This is a genomic window from Pantoea sp. RG18, assembly GCF_025910075.1.
In the GTDB taxonomy this organism is placed as follows: domain Bacteria; phylum Pseudomonadota; class Gammaproteobacteria; order Enterobacterales; family Enterobacteriaceae; genus Pantoea; species Pantoea agglomerans.
This window is the reverse complement of record NZ_JAPCIL010000015.1, coordinates 30,968-47,861: the sequence shown is the minus strand read 5'-3', so window position 1 is coordinate 47,861 and position 16,894 is coordinate 30,968. Positions and strand designations below refer to the sequence as shown.

15 protein-coding genes and 3 tRNA genes are annotated in these 16,894 nt (G+C 55.4%); 8 read left to right on the top strand and 10 right to left on the bottom strand.

Annotated features, from left to right (window positions below; all coding sequences use genetic code 11):
• The 3 genes from amiB to nnr are packed head-to-tail and all read right to left on the bottom strand — an operon-like array spanning position 1 to position 3,661.
• On the bottom strand, positions 1 to 1,671 hold the full coding sequence (gene amiB, locus OK409_RS16520; RefSeq protein WP_033769796.1) for an N-acetylmuramoyl-L-alanine amidase AmiB: 1,671 nt from the start codon (positions 1,669 to 1,671) through the stop codon (positions 1 to 3).
• Positions 1,668 to 2,144 carry a tRNA (adenosine(37)-N6)-threonylcarbamoyltransferase complex ATPase subunit type 1 TsaE gene (gene tsaE / locus OK409_RS16515; RefSeq protein ID WP_010256103.1) on the bottom strand — a complete coding sequence of 159 codons (477 nt, stop codon included), beginning with the start codon at positions 2,142 to 2,144 and terminating at the stop codon, positions 1,668 to 1,670. Before tsaE ends, amiB begins: the two co-directional genes overlap by 4 nt.
• Positions 2,141 to 3,661 carry a bifunctional ADP-dependent NAD(P)H-hydrate dehydratase/NAD(P)H-hydrate epimerase gene (nnr, locus tag OK409_RS16510; protein ID WP_264367235.1) on the bottom strand — a complete coding sequence of 507 codons (1,521 nt, stop codon included), beginning with the start codon at positions 3,659 to 3,661 and terminating at the stop codon, positions 2,141 to 2,143. Before nnr ends, tsaE begins: the two co-directional genes overlap by 4 nt.
• Between nnr and queG the strand changes: the two genes are divergently transcribed.
• Positions 3,660 to 4,799: a tRNA epoxyqueuosine(34) reductase QueG gene (gene queG / locus OK409_RS16505; RefSeq protein ID WP_264367234.1), complete on the top strand. Its 1,140-nt coding sequence runs from the start codon at positions 3,660 to 3,662 to the stop codon at positions 4,797 to 4,799. The two genes, nnr and queG, sit on opposite strands and share 2 nt — an antisense overlap.
• Positions 4,800 to 5,149: 350 nt before the next feature.
• Here the strand turns inward: queG and OK409_RS16500 are convergent.
• The 4 genes from OK409_RS16500 to orn all read right to left on the bottom strand — a co-directional run bounded on the left by OK409_RS16500 (position 5,150) and on the right by orn (position 6,133).
• Positions 5,150 to 5,225, bottom strand: a tRNA-Gly gene (locus tag OK409_RS16500).
• 25 nt (positions 5,226 to 5,250) lie between these two features.
• Positions 5,251 to 5,326: transfer RNA gene (locus OK409_RS16495), tRNA-Gly, on the bottom strand.
• Positions 5,327 to 5,354: 28 nt separating this feature from the next.
• Positions 5,355 to 5,430 (bottom strand) — tRNA-Gly (locus OK409_RS16490).
• Between the two features lie 154 nt (positions 5,431 to 5,584).
• Entirely contained in the window at positions 5,585 to 6,133 is a 549-nt protein-coding gene (gene orn / locus OK409_RS16485) for an oligoribonuclease (RefSeq protein WP_010256094.1), read from the bottom strand.
• Positions 6,134 to 6,234: 101 nt separating this feature from the next.
• Here orn and rsgA point away from each other — a divergent pair, with 101 nt between their 5' ends.
• The 3 genes from rsgA (at position 6,235) to mscM (ending at position 11,699) form a co-directional block, all read left to right on the top strand.
• Positions 6,235 to 7,284 (top strand): small ribosomal subunit biogenesis GTPase RsgA, encoded by a 1,050-nt coding sequence (rsgA, locus tag OK409_RS16480; RefSeq protein WP_010256092.1) that lies wholly within the window; start codon positions 6,235 to 6,237, stop codon positions 7,282 to 7,284.
• Between the two features lie 171 nt (positions 7,285 to 7,455).
• A complete protein-coding gene (gene asd, locus OK409_RS16475; RefSeq protein WP_264367232.1) occupies positions 7,456 to 8,355 on the top strand; it encodes an archaetidylserine decarboxylase in 900 nt (299 codons plus the stop codon).
• 14 nt (positions 8,356 to 8,369) lie between these two features.
• Entirely contained in the window at positions 8,370 to 11,699 is a 3,330-nt protein-coding gene (mscM, locus tag OK409_RS16470) for a miniconductance mechanosensitive channel MscM (RefSeq protein ID WP_179257622.1), read from the top strand.
• A gap of 49 nt (positions 11,700 to 11,748) precedes the next feature.
• Here mscM and mdh read toward each other — a convergent pair whose 3' ends face one another.
• Positions 11,749 to 12,687 carry a malate dehydrogenase gene (mdh, locus tag OK409_RS16465; protein WP_264367231.1) on the bottom strand — a complete coding sequence of 313 codons (939 nt, stop codon included), beginning with the start codon at positions 12,685 to 12,687 and terminating at the stop codon, positions 11,749 to 11,751.
• A gap of 428 nt (positions 12,688 to 13,115) precedes the next feature.
• Here mdh and argR point away from each other — a divergent pair, with 428 nt between their 5' ends.
• From argR to yhcN (OK409_RS16445), 4 genes are all read left to right on the top strand, one after another.
• Complete coding sequence (gene argR, locus OK409_RS16460; RefSeq protein WP_010256080.1) at positions 13,116 to 13,586, top strand: transcriptional regulator ArgR; 471 nt, start codon at positions 13,116 to 13,118, stop codon at positions 13,584 to 13,586.
• 474 nt (positions 13,587 to 14,060) lie between these two features.
• A complete protein-coding gene (gene yhcN / locus OK409_RS16455) occupies positions 14,061 to 14,324 on the top strand; it encodes a peroxide/acid stress response protein YhcN (protein WP_050680384.1) in 264 nt (87 codons plus the stop codon).
• An 88-nt stretch (positions 14,325 to 14,412) separates the two neighbouring features.
• Positions 14,413 to 14,679 (top strand): YdgH/BhsA/McbA-like domain containing protein, encoded by a 267-nt coding sequence (locus OK409_RS16450; RefSeq protein ID WP_010256074.1) that lies wholly within the window; start codon positions 14,413 to 14,415, stop codon positions 14,677 to 14,679.
• Between the two features lie 93 nt (positions 14,680 to 14,772).
• A complete protein-coding gene (yhcN, locus tag OK409_RS16445; protein WP_010256072.1) occupies positions 14,773 to 15,036 on the top strand; it encodes a peroxide/acid stress response protein YhcN in 264 nt (87 codons plus the stop codon).
• A 65-nt stretch (positions 15,037 to 15,101) separates the two neighbouring features.
• Here the strand turns inward: yhcN (OK409_RS16445) and OK409_RS16440 are convergent, their stop codons facing one another.
• Together OK409_RS16440 and OK409_RS16435 are read right to left on the bottom strand one after the other, a co-directional pair.
• Positions 15,102 to 15,371 (bottom strand): hypothetical protein, encoded by a 270-nt coding sequence (locus OK409_RS16440; RefSeq protein WP_010256069.1) that lies wholly within the window; start codon positions 15,369 to 15,371, stop codon positions 15,102 to 15,104.
• Between the two features lie 55 nt (positions 15,372 to 15,426).
• Entirely contained in the window at positions 15,427 to 16,878 is a 1,452-nt protein-coding gene (locus OK409_RS16435; protein ID WP_264367230.1) for an NAD-dependent succinate-semialdehyde dehydrogenase, read from the bottom strand.
• Between the last annotated feature and the right edge of the window lie 16 nt (positions 16,879 to 16,894).

Below are 16,894 nucleotides of genomic sequence, written 5' to 3'. Positions count from 1 at the left end.
TCAGGATGCAGGGATTTTCAGGTTCTGCCCCAACATGACGTTGGTCGATTTCAGATTATTGGTCTGCATTATCGCTTTCGGGCTGACGCCATAATGTGCGGCAATGCCGGTCAGTGAATCCCCCACAACCACTTTATGACGCACAACGCCGCGTGGCGTGGCGCGCGTGGTGCGGCTGGCGGCCGCACTGGCCGGCACTTTCAACCGCTGTCCGACCCATACCACATCCCGCTTCAGGGTGTTCATTTCACGCAGGGTCGACATGCTGACGCCATACTTCGCGGCAATCCCGGAGAGTGTCTCACCGCGCGTAACCGTATGGCGCTGAGTTACGCCGGTATATTGCGTCACCCCGGTCGCCGGGTTGCTGGCGACGTTAACCGCTGGCGACGAGCCCAGCGGCCGGTTTTCCTCCTTTGGGATGGATTGCAGCGGGTGCGCCAGGAAATAAGTGCGCAGACCTTTATAGATCGACTGCGCAATCTTATCCTGGTGTGCGCTACTGCCAAGCAGTCGCTCCTCCGAGGAATTACTGATAAAGCCGGTTTCCACCAGCAAAGAAGGAATATCGGGTGAACGCAGCACGCCAAGACTGGCATGCTCAGGCAGACGTTTATGCAGCGACGTCACGCTGCGCATCTGCTGCAACACTTTCTGGGCGATGTCATAACCGACCCGCTGCGAGTGACCGAATTGCAGGTCAAGTACTGCCTGGCTGAGGTAGGGGTCGGCCTGACTGTTAGCCAGCAGGTCACCTGCGCCGCCCAGCAGCTCAGACTGTTTCTCTTTCTGCTCCAGCCAGTTAGCCATCTCGTTATTGGCCCGGCGGTTTGATAATACCCAGACCGATGCACCGGTCGCCGCATGGCTCGGCGCAGCGTCAGCATGAATTGAAACCAGCACGTTGGCGTTGGCTTTACGCGCCACGTCGGAGCGGCCCATAACCGAGATAAAATAGTCGCCATCACGTGTCAGGACGCCTTTAAACATCGGATCGTTATTCAGCAACACCCGCAGTTTACGTGCAATTGCGATTGTGACGTTCTTCTCTTTCAGTCCGCGCTGCCCGATAGCGCCGGGATCCTGACCGCCATGTCCGGCATCAATCGCCACAATCACGGTATCGTTCTGGCTGACGGCCCGGCCAGGACTCACGGTGCTGGCTGTGCTGGTCACGGACGTCACCGGATTCGAATTAAAGGGGTTCGCCGCTGCGGCACTCTGGGTGGGCACGCGCGTCGGGGCCGTTACCGGCGCAGGCACACTGCGCGTAACAGCAGGCGGCTTACCGGTAATGGTGAAGACCACGCTGTAGCTGTTGCCATTGCGCTGGGTGACCGCCCGGGTTTTACCCGCCTGCGTCAGCTCAAACACCAGCCGCACGCTCTGTTTATCTTTCGGGGTGCTGGTGCGAATTCGCTTTACGATGTTTTCGCCGCTGAAATTTAACGGCAGCCCCTGAACCACGCCGCTCTGGCGCACATCAAGCACCACACGGTCAGGATTGCGCAGCGGGAAGAAGCCATAGACAGGTTGTCCGGCAAAGTTCAGGGTGATGGTTGCCTGGCTGTCGCCATTGGCGACTTTGATATCCGACAGGGTGGCAGCAAACAGGGGTGTACAGACCAGCAGCAACAGTGTCACCAGCGCTATTTTCATCCGTGACATCATGCCTGATCCCTGCCCTGACCAAATTGTTCAAGCCATTGCTGGCCCGACGAGGATTGTGCCGTCAGTTCCGCTTCACGCGCCTCACCCACGTAACGCAGCGTTAGCGTGAGATCGGGCGGCGGCAGAAAACCGGCGCCCTGCTGCGGCCATTCAACCAGGCAGATAGCATCGCCGCTGAAATAGTCGCGGATGCCCATGAATTCAAGCTCTTCAGGATCGGCAAGACGATAGAGGTCGAAGTGATAAAGTGTACGGTCGTCCAGCGTGTAAGGCTCAACCAGCGTGTAAGTAGGGCTTTTGACGTTGCCCTGATGGCCCAGCGCCTGCAGAAAGCCGCGGCTGAAGGTGGTTTTACCCGCCCCCAGATCGCCATAGAGATAAATCACTGCCGCGCTGCCACAGGCGCGCGCCAGCTGAGCGCCCAAACTGAGCGTAGCCGCCTCATCGGGCAAAGAGATAACACAGGTCTTCATGCTTCTTTATTCATCTCAGGATTAACAAACTGCCACAGCAGATCCAGTAAATCAGTTGCCAGCATACCGCGCGTACCACGTTCCGCAGCGACCGCATCGGCCGCGGCACCATGTGCAACGCAGCCGGCGCAGGCCGCATCAAACAGCGTCAGTTTCTGGCCCACCAGCGAGGCGATGATTCCACTCAGGAGATCGCCCATACCGCCGGAGGCCATACCGGCATTGCCCACGTCAGCAAAGGCCATTTCACCCTGCTCGCTGGCAATCAGCGTACCGGCACCTTTCAGTACCACTACACCACCATAACGCTGCGCCAATGTCTGCGCTGCATGTAAGCGGTCACTCTCAATTTCACTGGTCTCGGTATTCAGCAAACGCGCCGCTTCACCAGGATGCGGCGTAATAATGCGATTCTGACGTTTCTCCGCACTGATTGCCAGCAGGTTAAGTGCATCCGCGTCCCAAAGCATCGGCTTTTCACTGCTCGCGACCTGCTTCAGCGCACGCTTTCCCCAGTCGCGCTGACCCAGACCGGGCCCTATCGCAATGACATCGGCCCACTCCAGCGCCTCCGTCAGGCGCTCATCGGTCAGTTCATCGACCATAATTTCGGGCCGGGCGGTCAGGATCGGAATAATATTATCTTTGTGAGTAAGTACTCGCACTAACCCACTACCGCTGCGCAACGCCGCTTCTGCCGTCATCCGTACCGCGCCAGCGGTACCGGCATCGCCCCCCACTACCAGCAGCCGGCCGTGACTGCCCTTGTGCGAGGTTGGTTTGCGCGGCTTGAGCCAGCGGGTTAATGCGCTGGCATCATAACGCGCGATGGGAGCCCCTTCGCCCGCCAGAAAAGCGGCCAGGCCGAGATCGGCATAGTAAAGCTCTCCAATGTAATCTCGCGCTTTGCCGGTGATCTGGCCCGGTTTAAGAGCAACCACACTCAGCGTATGGCTGGCATTAATTACCTCACCGGGCGCGGTGCCATTGCGGGCTGATAAACCGGAAGGCATATCAATGGCAAGTTTCGGCGCCGCATGAGCGTTCGCCTGCTGGATCAGCGTGGCATAGGGTTCTTCGGGCGCACGATGACTGCCGGTTCCCAGCAGCGCATCCACAATCACATCGATCTGCTCTGGCCAGACCGCATCGGCCGCATGAATTTCACCGCCCGCATCCAGCCACGCGTCCCGTGCACGCTGCGCCTCTTCCGGCAACACTTTTTCACTTTCGCACGCCAGCAGCGTAACGGTTTTGCCCGCCGCCTGTCCCAGTCGCGCCAGCACATAACCATCGCCACCGTTATTGCCGTGACCACACAGAATCAGCCAGTGGCTGGCCTCTGGCCAGTGCGCAGTCAGATGCTCGTAAGCGGCCTGTCCGGCACGCAGCATCAGCTCATACAGCGTAATGCCGAGCGCATCGGCCCCCTGTTGCTCAAGCTGGGCCACAGCCTGCGCAGGCCAGACAGAATATGGTAAACTGCGGCTGTTTTTCTTCGAATCCTGGTTACTCATGTCATACCCTCTCGATCTTCATCAATTCGCACAACAGATTAAACAGTGGGGATTGGATCTCGGCTTTCAGCAGGTCGGCATCACCGATACCGATCTCAGTGCGGAAGAGCTGCGCCTGCAGGCGTGGCTGGATAAGCAGTATCATGGCGAGATGGAGTGGATGGCGCGACACGGCATGATGCGGGCGCGTCCTCATGAACTGCTGCCCGGCACGCTGCGCGTTATCAGCGTTCGCATGAACTACCTTCCGGCCAAAGCCGCCTTTGCCAGCACGTTGAAAAATCCCCAGCTGGGCTATGTCAGCCGTTATGCATTAGGTCGTGATTACCACAAAGTATTGCGCAATCGACTGAAAAAGCTCGGAGAAATGATCCAGCAGCATTGTGGCGAGCTTAATTTTCGCCCGTTTGTGGATTCGGCCCCGCTGCTTGAGCGGCCGCTGGCGGCCAAAGCGGGACTCGGCTGGACCGGCAAACATTCGCTGATACTGAATCGGGAAGCAGGTTCATGGTTTTTCCTCGGCGAACTGCTGATCGATATTCCGCTGCCGGTAGATACACCGCAGCAGGAGCAGTGTGGCCGCTGTGTCGCCTGCATGACTATCTGCCCCACCAGCGCGATCGTTGAGCCCTACATCGTGGATGCCAGGCGCTGTATTTCCTATCTCACCATTGAGCTGGAAGGCGCGATCCCGGAAGAATTTCGCCCGCTGATGGGCAACCGGATATATGGCTGTGATGACTGCCAGCTGATCTGTCCGTGGAATCGCTATGGACAACTCAGTGACGAAAGCGACTTTTCACCGCGAGCGGCGCTACACGCCCCTGAGCTGATCGATCTGTTTCAATGGGATGAAGCGAAGTTTTTACGCATCACTGAAGGCTCAGCGATTCGCCGCATTGGTCATTTACGCTGGCTGCGTAATATTGCAGTGGCGCTGGGTAACGCGCCCTGGTCGCCCGAAATCGTTCAGGTACTGGAACAACGACTCGGTGAAAGTGACCTGCTGGATGAACATATTCTGTGGGCAATCACGCAGCAGCAGCAGAAACGCGAGCAACTCGTGGTTGAAGTGCAACCTGCCCAGCAGAAGCGCCTGGTTCGTGCAGTAGAGAAGGGTTTACCGCGTGATGCGTGATTGAACAGCTTGATCGCGAATTATCGTTTTCCACATGCTGTGAATAAAAATAAAAAGCTGTTGTCATTCAACTGCAACAACGCTGATTTTGCTGTTAAATAACAAATTGAAATATTTTCATAACGATAAATATCAACAACTTATATAAAAGTTGTGTTTATTTAATAATGAGACTATCGCTTCGGTTAACCTGCAAGGTTGTGGATAACTCTGTTCAAAAGCCATTTACAGATCGCCGTAACAGGCGCAGATGATGGGGTGCAGTGCTGTGGATAACCTTCATGAAACAATCAAAATCACGCGACGTAAAACAGTCGGATAACGGACTGAAATGAGGGTGATGTTAAATCTGGAGCGGGAAACGAGACTCGAACTCGCGACCCCGACCTTGGCAAGGTCGTGCTCTACCAACTGAGCTATTCCCGCATAGAAGGGCACTGCTAAATAAAACTGGAGCGGGAAACGAGACTCGAACTCGCGACCCCGACCTTGGCAAGGTCGTGCTCTACCAACTGAGCTATTCCCGCAAAGAGGGTACTGCTTACATTTTAAAACTGGAGCGGGAAACGAGACTCGAACTCGCGACCCCGACCTTGGCAAGGTCGTGCTCTACCAACTGAGCTATTCCCGCGCCTTGTACCGTTAATAAATTCTTCACCGGTACGGGGTGCGCATTATACGAGAAATCGTTGCTGCTGCAAGCGTCTGAAAGCAAAAATTTTCGCTTTCAGCGCGTTTGCTGATTAAATCAGCAACCTGGTGATTTCATGCGCACCCGTCGCCGATTAAAGCTGCAAAAAGTGTTCGCGGTAGTACGCCAGCTCCGCCACGGACTCACGGATATCATCCAGAGCCTGGTGCGTCCCCCCTTTTTTGAAGCCAGGAAGGATATCGGGTTTCCAGCGACGAGCCAGCTCTTTCAGGGTACTGACATCCAGATAACGATAGTGGAAGTACGCTTCCAGCTCAGGCATGTACTTAAACAGGAAACGACGATCCTGCCCGATGCTGTTGCCGCAGATAGGCGAGGTGTTCGCCGGAACCCACTGTTTCAGGAACTCAATGGTCGCCAGCTCTGCTGCGCGATCGTCAATCTGACTCTCCTTCACCCGCGCAACCAGACCGCTGTTGGTATGAGTGCGGACATTCCACTCATCCATCAGCGCCAGCTGCGCATCGGACTGATGAACGGCCATGACCGGCCCTTCCGCCAGAATGTTCAGGTTGGCATCAGTCACCAGGGTCGCAATTTCAATAATGCGATCGTGCGTCGGATCAAGTCCGGTCATCTCAAGATCAATCCAGATCAGATTCTGTTCATTTCCAGTAGCCATGCTGTTTCCTGCGGTTGCTGTAGTCGTCATTTACGATGAATAAGGTGTATCATAGACGTTTTGCCCAGCCGGGCGAAATCTGGCTAACGCTGTGAGGGTGAGTGAGTAAAAATAAACTGTCGAAGGGCCAACAACGCCGCGTAAGCGCTAACCACGATCGCCGTCTCAACCAACGCAGAGAGCGTCCGGAAGCGGATGACAACCTGTTTGGTGAAGCTGCAGATGGGGTCGTTGTCAGCCGTTTTGGCATGCACGCTGATGTTGAGGATAGCGCAGGCGTCGCCCACCGCTGCAATATCCGCCGAACCATTCGTTCGCTGGTCACCGGCGACCGGGTGCTGTGGCGTCCGGCAACCAGCGGCAACAAAGGTATTGTTGAAGCGGTGCATGAGCGCACCAGCGTATTAACCCGCCCCGATTTTTACGACGGCGTGAAGCCGATGGCGGCGAATATCGACCAGATCATCGTCGTCTCCGCAATCCTGCCTGAACTGTCGTTAAACATCATCGACCGCTATCTGGTTGCCAGCGAAACACTGGACATTGAACCGTTGCTGGTACTGAACAAAACCGATCTGCTGGATGACAAGGCGCGCGCCTTTGTCGATAAGCAGATGGATATCTATCGCAATATTGGCTATCGCGTGGTCATGGTCTCCAGTCGGGCGAAAAACGGCATGGACGACCTGAAAGCGGCGCTGACCGACCGCATCAGTATCTTTGCCGGTCAGTCTGGCGTCGGCAAATCGAGTCTGCTGAATGCCCTGCTCGGCTTCGACAAAGAAGAGCAGGTCGCTATTCTGACTAACGAGGTTTCGGATGGCTCAGGCTTAGGCCAGCACACCACCACCGCATCGCGCCTTTATCACTTCCCGGACGGCGGCGATGTGATCGATTCACCTGGCGTGCGTGAGTTCGGTTTATGGCATCTTGAGCCGGAACAAATTACCCGCGGATTTGTCGAATTCCGCGCATTCCTTGGCGATTGCAAATTCCGCGATTGTAAACACGGCAGCGATCCCGGCTGTGCCATTCGCGAAGCGGTCGAACAGGGCAAAATCAACAGGTCCCGTTTTGATAACTACCACCGTATCCTGGAGAGCATGGCGCAGGTAAAAACGCGTAAAAATTTCCCTGATGGTGAAAGTTAATCGGTATAACCGCGTCTGAACGGATAAGCCGGGGCATTTTGCGAGGTGCATTCCAGTCGCGCGTCCAGACCGTGCAGCGTGCCGGAATTCGGGTATAGTCGCCATCTGAACGGGGCGCTGCTACAATCCGCCCCCTTTTTTACAACGTCATAAAATAGCCAGGAGGCTAAGGTGTTTGATCGTTTAAAACTCGGCTTGAATCATATTCTCCCGAAGAAATGGCTGACTGAACTTGCCGGTTGGGGCGCCAGTCGCCGCGGTGGTTGGTTGACCAAACTGGTCATTGACATCTTTGTCTGGTTTTACAAAGTCGACATGGCGGAAGCGCGTAAGCCCGATACCGCCAGCTATCGCACCTTTAATGACTTTTTCGTTCGTCCGCTGAAAGACGATGCGCGTCCGGTGGATGCCGATGCCAATCTCATCGCCCTGCCCGCGGATGGCGCTATCAGCCAGCTCGGCCACATTGATGGCGATCAGATTTTCCAGGCTAAGGGTCATCACTACACCATCGACGCCCTGCTGGCGGGTGATGAGCGGATGGCATCCCAATTTGTTGATGGCGAGTTCGTCACCACCTATCTGGCGCCCCGTGATTATCACCGCGTCCATATGCCGTGCAACGGCATCCTGCGTGAGATGATTTATGTGCCTGGCGACCTCTACTCCGTCAACCCACTGACCGCGCGTAATATTCCCAACCTGTTCGCCCGTAACGAGCGCGTCATCTGCTACTTCGAAACCGATATCGGGCCGATGGTGCAGATCCTGGTGGGGGCCACCATTGTCGGCAGCATCGAAACCGTCTGGGCTGGCACCATCACGCCACCGCGTGAAGGCGTGATCAAGCGCTGGCACTATCCGGCAGCGGATGATGAAAGCGCCGTGGTGCTGTTGAAAGGCCAGGAAATGGGCCGCTTCAAGCTTGGCTCTACCGTCATCAATCTGTTCGCACCTGGCCGCGTCAAACTGGCTGAAAGCCTGGAAGCAGAAAGCAAAACCCGTCTGGGTCAACCGCTGGCGATTGCGCTGCCGGTCGCGACAGACATTTCCGACGTCATCGTCGATTAAATTGAGTGTCCTCTGTGCGTTCGATTCTCCTCCTGCTGCTGAGCCTGTGGCTCAGCAGCCCGGCCTTCGCGGCCAGCCTTCCTGATGCCAGCCAGCTCAAACAGCAGCTGGAAGAGATAAAATCGGCCAAAAGTTCACCCTCTCAGGCTGAACAGATCCAGACGATTGAAGCCGCCTTAAACTTTCTCTCTGAACGCGATGAATCGCTGGAGCGCGCGGCGCAATATCAGCAGGTTATTGATGATTTTCCGCGTCTGGCGCGCGAACTGCGTCAGCAGATCGCCGCGCTGAGTGAAAGCGGGAAAACCGTGCGCAACAACATGAGCAGCGCCGAGCTGGATCAGGAGATCCTGCAGGTCAGCAGCCAGCTGCTGGAAGAGGGGCGTCAGGCACGGCAGGAGCAGGATCGGGCGCGGGAAATCAGTGATTCGCTGTCGCAACTGCCGCAGCAGCAGACTGAAGCACGCCGGGCGATGACGGAGAGTGAACGCCGTTTGCAGAGCGTCAGCAGCAGTTCGCCACAGGGGCAGCTGCAGCTGGCGGCTCGCCAGGCGGAAAGCGCCGCGAATAAAGCGCTGGTCGATGAACTTGAGCTGGCACAGCTCTCTGCCAACAACCGTCAGGAACTGGCGCGGATGCGGGCTGAAGCCCACCAGCGCAAAGCAACTCAGCTCGATAACTATCTTCAGGCGCTGCGCAACCAGCTCAACGATCAGCGGCAACGTGAAGCCGAAGTCGCGCTGGCCCGCACCGAGCAACTGGCAGAAAACAGTGGCGATCTTCCGCCAGAGATCAGCGATCAGTTTCGGGTTAACCGCGAACTCTCGGTTGCCCTGAATCAGCAGGCGCAGCGCATGGATCTGGTGGCGTCGCAGCAGCGACTGGCCACTAACCAGATTATTCAGGTCCGTCAGGCGCTCTCTACCCTGCGTGAACAGTCGCAGTGGCTGGGTGCCTCTAATCTGCTGGGCGAAGCGCTACGGGCGCAGGTCGCGCGTCTGCCGGAGATGCCCAAGTCGCAGCAGATTGATAATGAGATGGCACAGCTTCGCGTGCAGCGTCTCAATTATGAAGATCTGCTGGAGCGCCAGGAGGCGCTGCGCAAGGGACGGCAGGCCGATGGTCAGCCCTTCACCGCAGACCAGAAGCGTATTCTTGATGCGCAGCTACGCACTCAGAGGGAACTGCTCAATTCGCTGATCTCCGGCTGTGACACGCTGATTCTGGAGATCACCAAGCTCAAGGTTGGCAACACGCAGTTGCAGGATGCGCTGACGGAAGTCAAAGAGGCGACGCACCGCTATCTGTTCTGGACCGCCGACGTTAACCCGATTGGTTTGAGTTATCCGCTGGATCTGGCCAAAGATCTTTCCCGTCTGCTGTCGCTGGATACGCTGGGTCAGCTCGGCAAAGCGATGGCGATGATGTTTACCAGCCGCAACTCGGTGCTGCCGATTATTGGTGCGTTGCTGCTGGTCGGCTTCAGCATCAGTTCGCGCCGCCACTTCAATGCTTTCCTTGACCGTTCCGCCAGCAAAGTCGGCAAGGTAACGCAGGATCGTTTCCGCCTGACTATCCGTACCCTGTTCTGGTCGATCCTGGTGGCGCTGCCGCTGCCGGTATTATGGGGTGCATTGGGTTATGGCCTGCAGAACGCCTGGCCCTACCCTATCGCCGTAGCGATTGGTGATGGCATTACCGCCACGCTGCCGCTGCTGTGGGCGTTTATGATCAGCGCTGCCTTTGCCCGTCCTAACGGCCTGTTCATTGTGCATTTCCGCTGGCCGCAAAATCGGGTGGCGCGCGCCATGCGCTACTACTCGCTGAGCATCGGATTAATTGTGCCGCTGATTATGTTGCTGATCGCCTTTGGTAATCTGGAAGATCGGCAGTTCTCCTCGTCGCTGGGTCGTCTCTGTTTCATCCTGATCTGCGGGGCAATCAGCATTGTGACCGTCAGCCTGAAGCGTTCCGGGATTCCGCTCTATCTCGATAAAGAGGGAAATGGCGAGAACATGGTGAACCGGATGCTGTGGAACCTGATGATCGCTATGCCGCTGATGGCTGCCCTCGCCTCCGCTGTGGGTTATCTGGCTACCGCGCAGGCGCTGCTGGCGCGACTGGAGACCTCTGTCGCCATCTGGTTCCTGCTGCTGGTTATCTATCACATTATCCGGCGCTGGATGCTGATTCAGCGTCGCCGTCTTGGCTTTGATCGCGCCCGTCAGCGCCGTGCCGATATGCTGGCTAACCGTGCGCGCAGTGAAGAAGAGAAGGAGCAAGGCTCTCTGAACACTGATGCGATTGAAATTGAAGAGCCGGTAATTGACCTGGATGCGATCAGTGCGCAGTCGCTGCGGCTGGTACGCTCTATCCTGATGCTTATCGCCCTGGTCTCTGTGATTGTGCTGTGGTCAGAAATCCATTCGGCCTTTGGCTTCCTGGAGAATATTCAGCTGTGGGACGTCAGTACCTCAGTGCAGGGCGTAGAGTCGATTCAGCCCATCACCCTGGGGTCAGTGCTGATCGCCATTCTGGTGTTTATTATCACCACCCAGCTGGTGCGCAATATGCCCGCGCTGCTTGAGCTGGCGCTGTTGCAGCATCTTAATCTGACGCCAGGTACGGGTTACGCCATCACCACACTGACCAAATATCTGCTGCTGTTAATTGGCGCGCTGATTGGTTTCTCAATGATTGGTATTGAGTGGTCGAAGCTGCAGTGGCTGGTTGCCGCGCTGGGTGTGGGACTGGGGTTTGGTTTGCAGGAGATTTTTGCCAACTTTATCTCAGGTCTGATTATCCTGTTCGAAAAGCCGATTCGTATCGGCGATACCGTGACGATCCGCGACCTGACCGGCAGTATCACGCGAATTAATACCCGCGCGACCACCATTACCGACTGGGACCGCAAAGAGATCATCGTGCCGAACAAGGCCTTTATCACCGAGCAGTTTATTAACTGGTCGCTGTCCGATTCCGTGACGCGCGTGGTGCTCACCATTCCGGCTCCGGCGAAAGTCAGCAGTGAACAGGTGACCACCATTCTGATCCAGGCAGCTGAACGCTGCAGCTATGTCCTGGACACGCCGCAACCGGAAGCCTTCCTGGTCGATCTGCAGCAGGGAATTCAGTTATTTGAACTTCGTGTGCATGCCGCTGAGATGGGACACCGTATGCCGCTGCGTCACGAACTGCATCAGTTGATTCTGAGCGGATTTGATCAGCACGGTATTGAGATGCCGTTCCCGCCGTTCCAGATGCGTATGGAAACCCTGGGTAAGAAGCTGCCTGCCAGCAACGGCACACCCGCTGCCCGCGCCTATAAGTCTGGCGGACTGTAATGCAAAACGCCCGGCTGAGCCGGGCGTTATTGCAAGTCTGAGCCGTCAGTTACTGTTTAACGAACTCTTCGCCCTGGGCGATATCTTTCTTCAGCGTATCCAGCATGCCTGACAGCGCCTGCTGTTCGTAAGCGCTGAGGGTACCAATCGGCCTGCGTTCAGCCACACCGTTTTTACCCAGCAGCAGCGGCTGGGAGAAGAAGCGCGCATGTTCACCCTCGCCTTCTACGTAAGCACACTCCACCACATTAGCTTCACCCTTCAGCGCGCGTACCAGTGACAAACCGAAACGTGCGGCTGCCTGGCCCATCGACAGCGTGGCCGAGCCGCCACCCGCTTTGGCTTCCACCACTTCGGTGCCGGCGTTCTGGATGCGTTTGGTCAGATCGGCCACTTCCTGATCGCTGAAGCTGACGCCTTTAACCTGCGACAGCAGCGGCAGAATGGTTACGCCAGAGTGGCCACCAATGACCGGGACTTCCACCTGGTCAGGCTGCTTGCCTTTCAATGCAGCCACAAAAGTATTGGCGCGAATGATATCCAGCGTGGTCACGCCGAACAGCCGATTTTTGTCGTAAACACCGTGCTTTTTCAGCACTTCTGCCGCAATGGCCACGGTGGTATTGACCGGGTTGGTGATGACACCAATCAACGCTTTAGGTGCCGTTGTGGCAACCTGTTCGATTAGGTTATGGACGATGCCTGCGTTAACGTTAAACAGGTCGGCGCGATCCATACCGGGCTTACGTGCGACACCAGCGGAAATCAGTACCACATCGGCACCCTGTAAGGCAGGCGTGGCGTCTTCTCCACTGAATCCCTGAATAGCCACTGCGGTAGGAATATGGCTGAGATCAACGGCAACACCCGGCGTAACCGGCGCGATGTCATACAGCGAGAGTTCTGAACCTGCGGGAAGCTGGGTTTTGAGCAGAAGTGCGAGCGCCTGGCCTATGCCGCCAGCGGCACCGAGAACGGCAACTTTCATTCTTAACTCCTTATTAAGGTGGGGCAGAGATGGGCCGAAATTCTATCTGTGTCAGACCTTAATCAACTGCTCAGGCGATGATAAATATCCGTTGTTAATTCTACGTGTTTTCACACTTAATCTCCGGATTCAAAAGTTACTTATCATTGCACCTGAATGACCGACAACTTTGCCGTCGTCAGACAGAGAACGGCTACGTGCGTTTTCTGTTACTACACCACCAATAATATAACAACTTTGCAACCTTCGCCTTCCGGGGCTGTGACGCGTGTTTTGGTCTGAGCGGATTTATTTGCTATTATCGCCGCCCGCTAGCCGCCCGGACGCTGCTCATCAATCGAACGATTGCATAAAAATGCATATAAATGCATAATCACCACTCTGCCGCGGGCGGATGCGCGGTTATTCTCTCTATTTATTGGTAACCTATGCGAAACCCATCGAAACAAGACGATCTGGTTAAGGCTTTCAAAGCCTTATTAAAAGAAGAAAAATTCAGTTCCCAGGGCGAAATTGTTCAGGCGCTTCAGGACGAGGGCTTTGAAAATATCAATCAGTCCAAAGTCTCGCGAATGCTGACCAAGTTTGGCGCAGTGCGCACCCGGAATGCCAGGATGGAGATGGTCTATTGCCTGCCCGCTGAGCTGGGTGTGCCGACCACCACCAGCCCGTTAAAAAACCTGGTACTGGATATCGACTACAACGATGCCCTGGTAGTGATTCATACCAGTCCCGGCGCAGCACAGCTGATTGCACGTATGCTGGATTCACTGGGTAAGTCGCACGGGATTCTGGGTACCATCGCGGGTGATGACACAATCTTTATTACCCGCGCGCGTGACTTCACCGTTAAGCAGCTGCACGGTGCCATCCTCACCCTGTTTGAACAGGAACTCTGATCGCGGACTGACGACCGGCCATCATGCGTCAGTTCGTCAGTTCGTTCTCTCTGCTCACCCCTTTCCACGACAGTTACCCGCTCTGGATAAGTAATAAGCCTGCTTTTACACGCCCGGCTGTTGGTCAGATCGATAACTCTGCTTCACTTTATGCGCTATTTTACACTGCTTTACATCACTGAACCGGCACCATTGCCCGGATCCAGATCAAACTCCAGCCCGATACACCCCCGACTTTCGCACTAAAAGTTAAAGTGATCTATCTCACTGTTTTTGCAATTAAAAGTGGCTTAAAGGTTACTTTTTATCCTTTTTTTATAACGTTAAGTTATTAAAAGTAGCCATAAGGATAAAGAATCACAAAAAAACATTATTAGCGGGGTATTAATTTCTGACGTTATTAGTTCTATACTTCTTTTCGTGATGCAAATCACACTAAATAAAAAGATAAAAATAGACGACGAGGAAAAATCTATGAACGTAAAAACTACTATTGCTACCCTGAGCATTCTCTCCGCCCTCTCATTTGGTGCTGTTGCAGCAGAATCTATTGATGCGTCACAGGCACAGAATCTGCAGCCTGTCGGCACCATCAGTGTCAGCGGCGTGGCGGGTTCGCCGATGGATATCAAACAGAAACTCAGCGACAAAGCCGATCAGCAGGGCGCAAAAGCCTATCGCGTGATTGAGGCATACAACAACGGCAACTATCACGCTACCGCCGCACTGTATAACTAAGGCGTAACCGATAATGCCATCTGCTCTCTGTCTGACGCGCCCTTTTGCGCTCCGGAGAGCTGAAGCAGAAATTTCAGGAGAGTTGACCATGAAAATGAAATTAGCTATCGCTGCACTGAGTCTGGCATCCCTGTTCTCAGTAGGTGCCAACGCCGCCAGCCTGGTGTCCAATGAACAGGCACAGGGTCTGCAGCCAATGAATCAGACCATCAGCATTGGTGGACGAAATGGCGACCAGACGCATATCCGTCAGGTGCTGTCAGAGAAAGCGGATGCCCAGGGCGCAAGCCACTATCGCATCATCGAAAACAACCAGGATAACACCTGGCATGTCACCGCTGAGCTTTATAAATAATTAACCGTGATGACGCCTGAAGGGCGTCAGAAGATATCGACGACCCGCCTTTACGAGTAACCGCAGGTTGTTGAATGTATTGAGGAGATAATCATGAATATCAAAACAACCATCGCTACAGTCAGTCTGCTTTCCGTTATGGCGTTCGGCGCATCAGCCGCACAGCTGGTCACCGGCGATCAGACGCAGAACCTGCAGCCTGCGGGCACCGTGACCATCAGTGGAACCGCGGGATCGCCAATGGATTATCGCGCTGAGCTTTCTCAGAAAGCGGATGAACAGGGTGCCAGCGCCTATAAAGTTATTGAGGCGCGCACCGGCGATAACTATCACATCACCGCACAGCTTTATAAGTAATTCCTCGTCAGATGTATGACGAACCCTTTGGCCCCGCTCGCCGGGGCCTTTTTTTATCTGACGTTTTATCTGACGTTAAAGTGAAGCTGACCTTCCAGCTCCTCTTCCGCTTCATCAAATAACAGAATCAGCGCGCCATAACGCCGTCGCTGTCCCCTGCCCAGATTAACAAACTCAATCTCCAGCGGCAGCGGTAACAGATCGCCCGTCACCACATCCCATAATCCATCCAGATCGCAGATGCGGCGCTCCTCCAGCGCAAATCGCTCGCTGAACTGGCGGAAGAAATGGGCCTGATCGACAATTTCATTAAAATCAAAACGCTCGATTTTCATGCTGACGGCTCCCATGCTCCGTCTGCGGGCGACCTGCGCCGCCCGTTACTGTCCGCTAGGTCAAACCGCCCAGGTGCAGCGCTTTGACCTCCAGATACTCTTCCATGCCGAGTACCGAACCTTCGCGGCCCAGCCCCGACTCTTTCACACCACCAAACGGCGCCAGCTCGGTTGATACGGCACATTCATTAATGCCAATCATGCCGCTTTCCAGCGCGGCTGAAACACGGAACACCCGCTGCAGATTCTGGGTGTAAAAGTATGCGGCAAGGCCGAACGGTGTATCGTTAGCACGACGGATGACGTCATCTTCATCATCAAAGCGGAAACAGGCAGCCACCGGACCAAAGGTCTCCTCCTGCGCGAGCTGCATCCCTTCGTGCGCCTCAGTAATCACAGTGGGCTGCCAGAAGTTGCCACCCAGCGCATGTCGCTCGCCACCCGCCAGTAATTTGCCGCCTTTTGCTACCGCATCATTGACGTGCTGCTCAACCTTTTCCACCGCCGATGCCTCAATTAATGGCCCGACAATCACGCCCTCTTCCATGCCGTTGCCCACCTTCAGCTTGTTCACTTCGGTAGCCAGCTGCTGAGTAAAACGATCATAGATAGCATTGTGAATGTAGAAGCGGTTTACGCTGACGCACACCTGGCCCGCATTACGGAATTTGTTGGCAATGGCGCCCTGTACGGCGGCATCAATATCGGCATCGTCAAACACGATATAGGGGGCATTACCCCCCAGCTCCATCGACACTTTTTTCATGGTTTCGGCAGCATTACGCATCAGCAGCTTGCCCACCTGGGTGGAGCCGGTGAACGAGATTTTACGCACCGCTTTGCTGGCCATGATGGCATCGCTGATAGCATGGGTATCACCGGCTACCGCATTCAGTACACCATCAGGCACACCTGCCTCCTTCGCCAGCGCCAGCAGGGCAAAGGCGGAGAGTGGCGTGTTATTGGCAGGTTTAATAATGCCGGTGCAGCCGGCAGCCAGAGCTGGCCCCAGTTTGCGGGTCAGCATCGCCATCGGGAAGTTCCACGGCGTAATGGCAGCCACAACGCCAATCGGTTCGCGGGTTGCCAGAATACGGGAGCCGGATTTAGCTGGCGGAATAATCTCACCATTGGTCCGTTTCGCCTGCTCGGCGAACCACTGAATAAAACTGGCGGCGTATTCAACTTCCCCTTCCGCTTCTTTCAGGGGCTTGCCCTGTTCGGTCGTCATCAGCTGTCCCAGCCAGCGCTTGTTCTCAATGATCAGCTGGTACCAGCGAGTGAGAATTTCAGCGCGCGCTTTTGCAGTCTGCGCCCGCCAGGCGGGAAATGCGCGCTCCGCTGCGGCGATAGCCCGTTCCGTTTCAGCTTTACCCGCTTTTGCCACCTGTGCAATCACCTCACCGGTCGCCGGATTGGTCACGTCAAAGGTAGAAGCCGCCTGATGCCACTGACCGTCCGCTAAATAGCCGGTCCGGAACAGTTCGCTCTCTTGCAGTGATTTCATTGATTCGCTCCTGTCA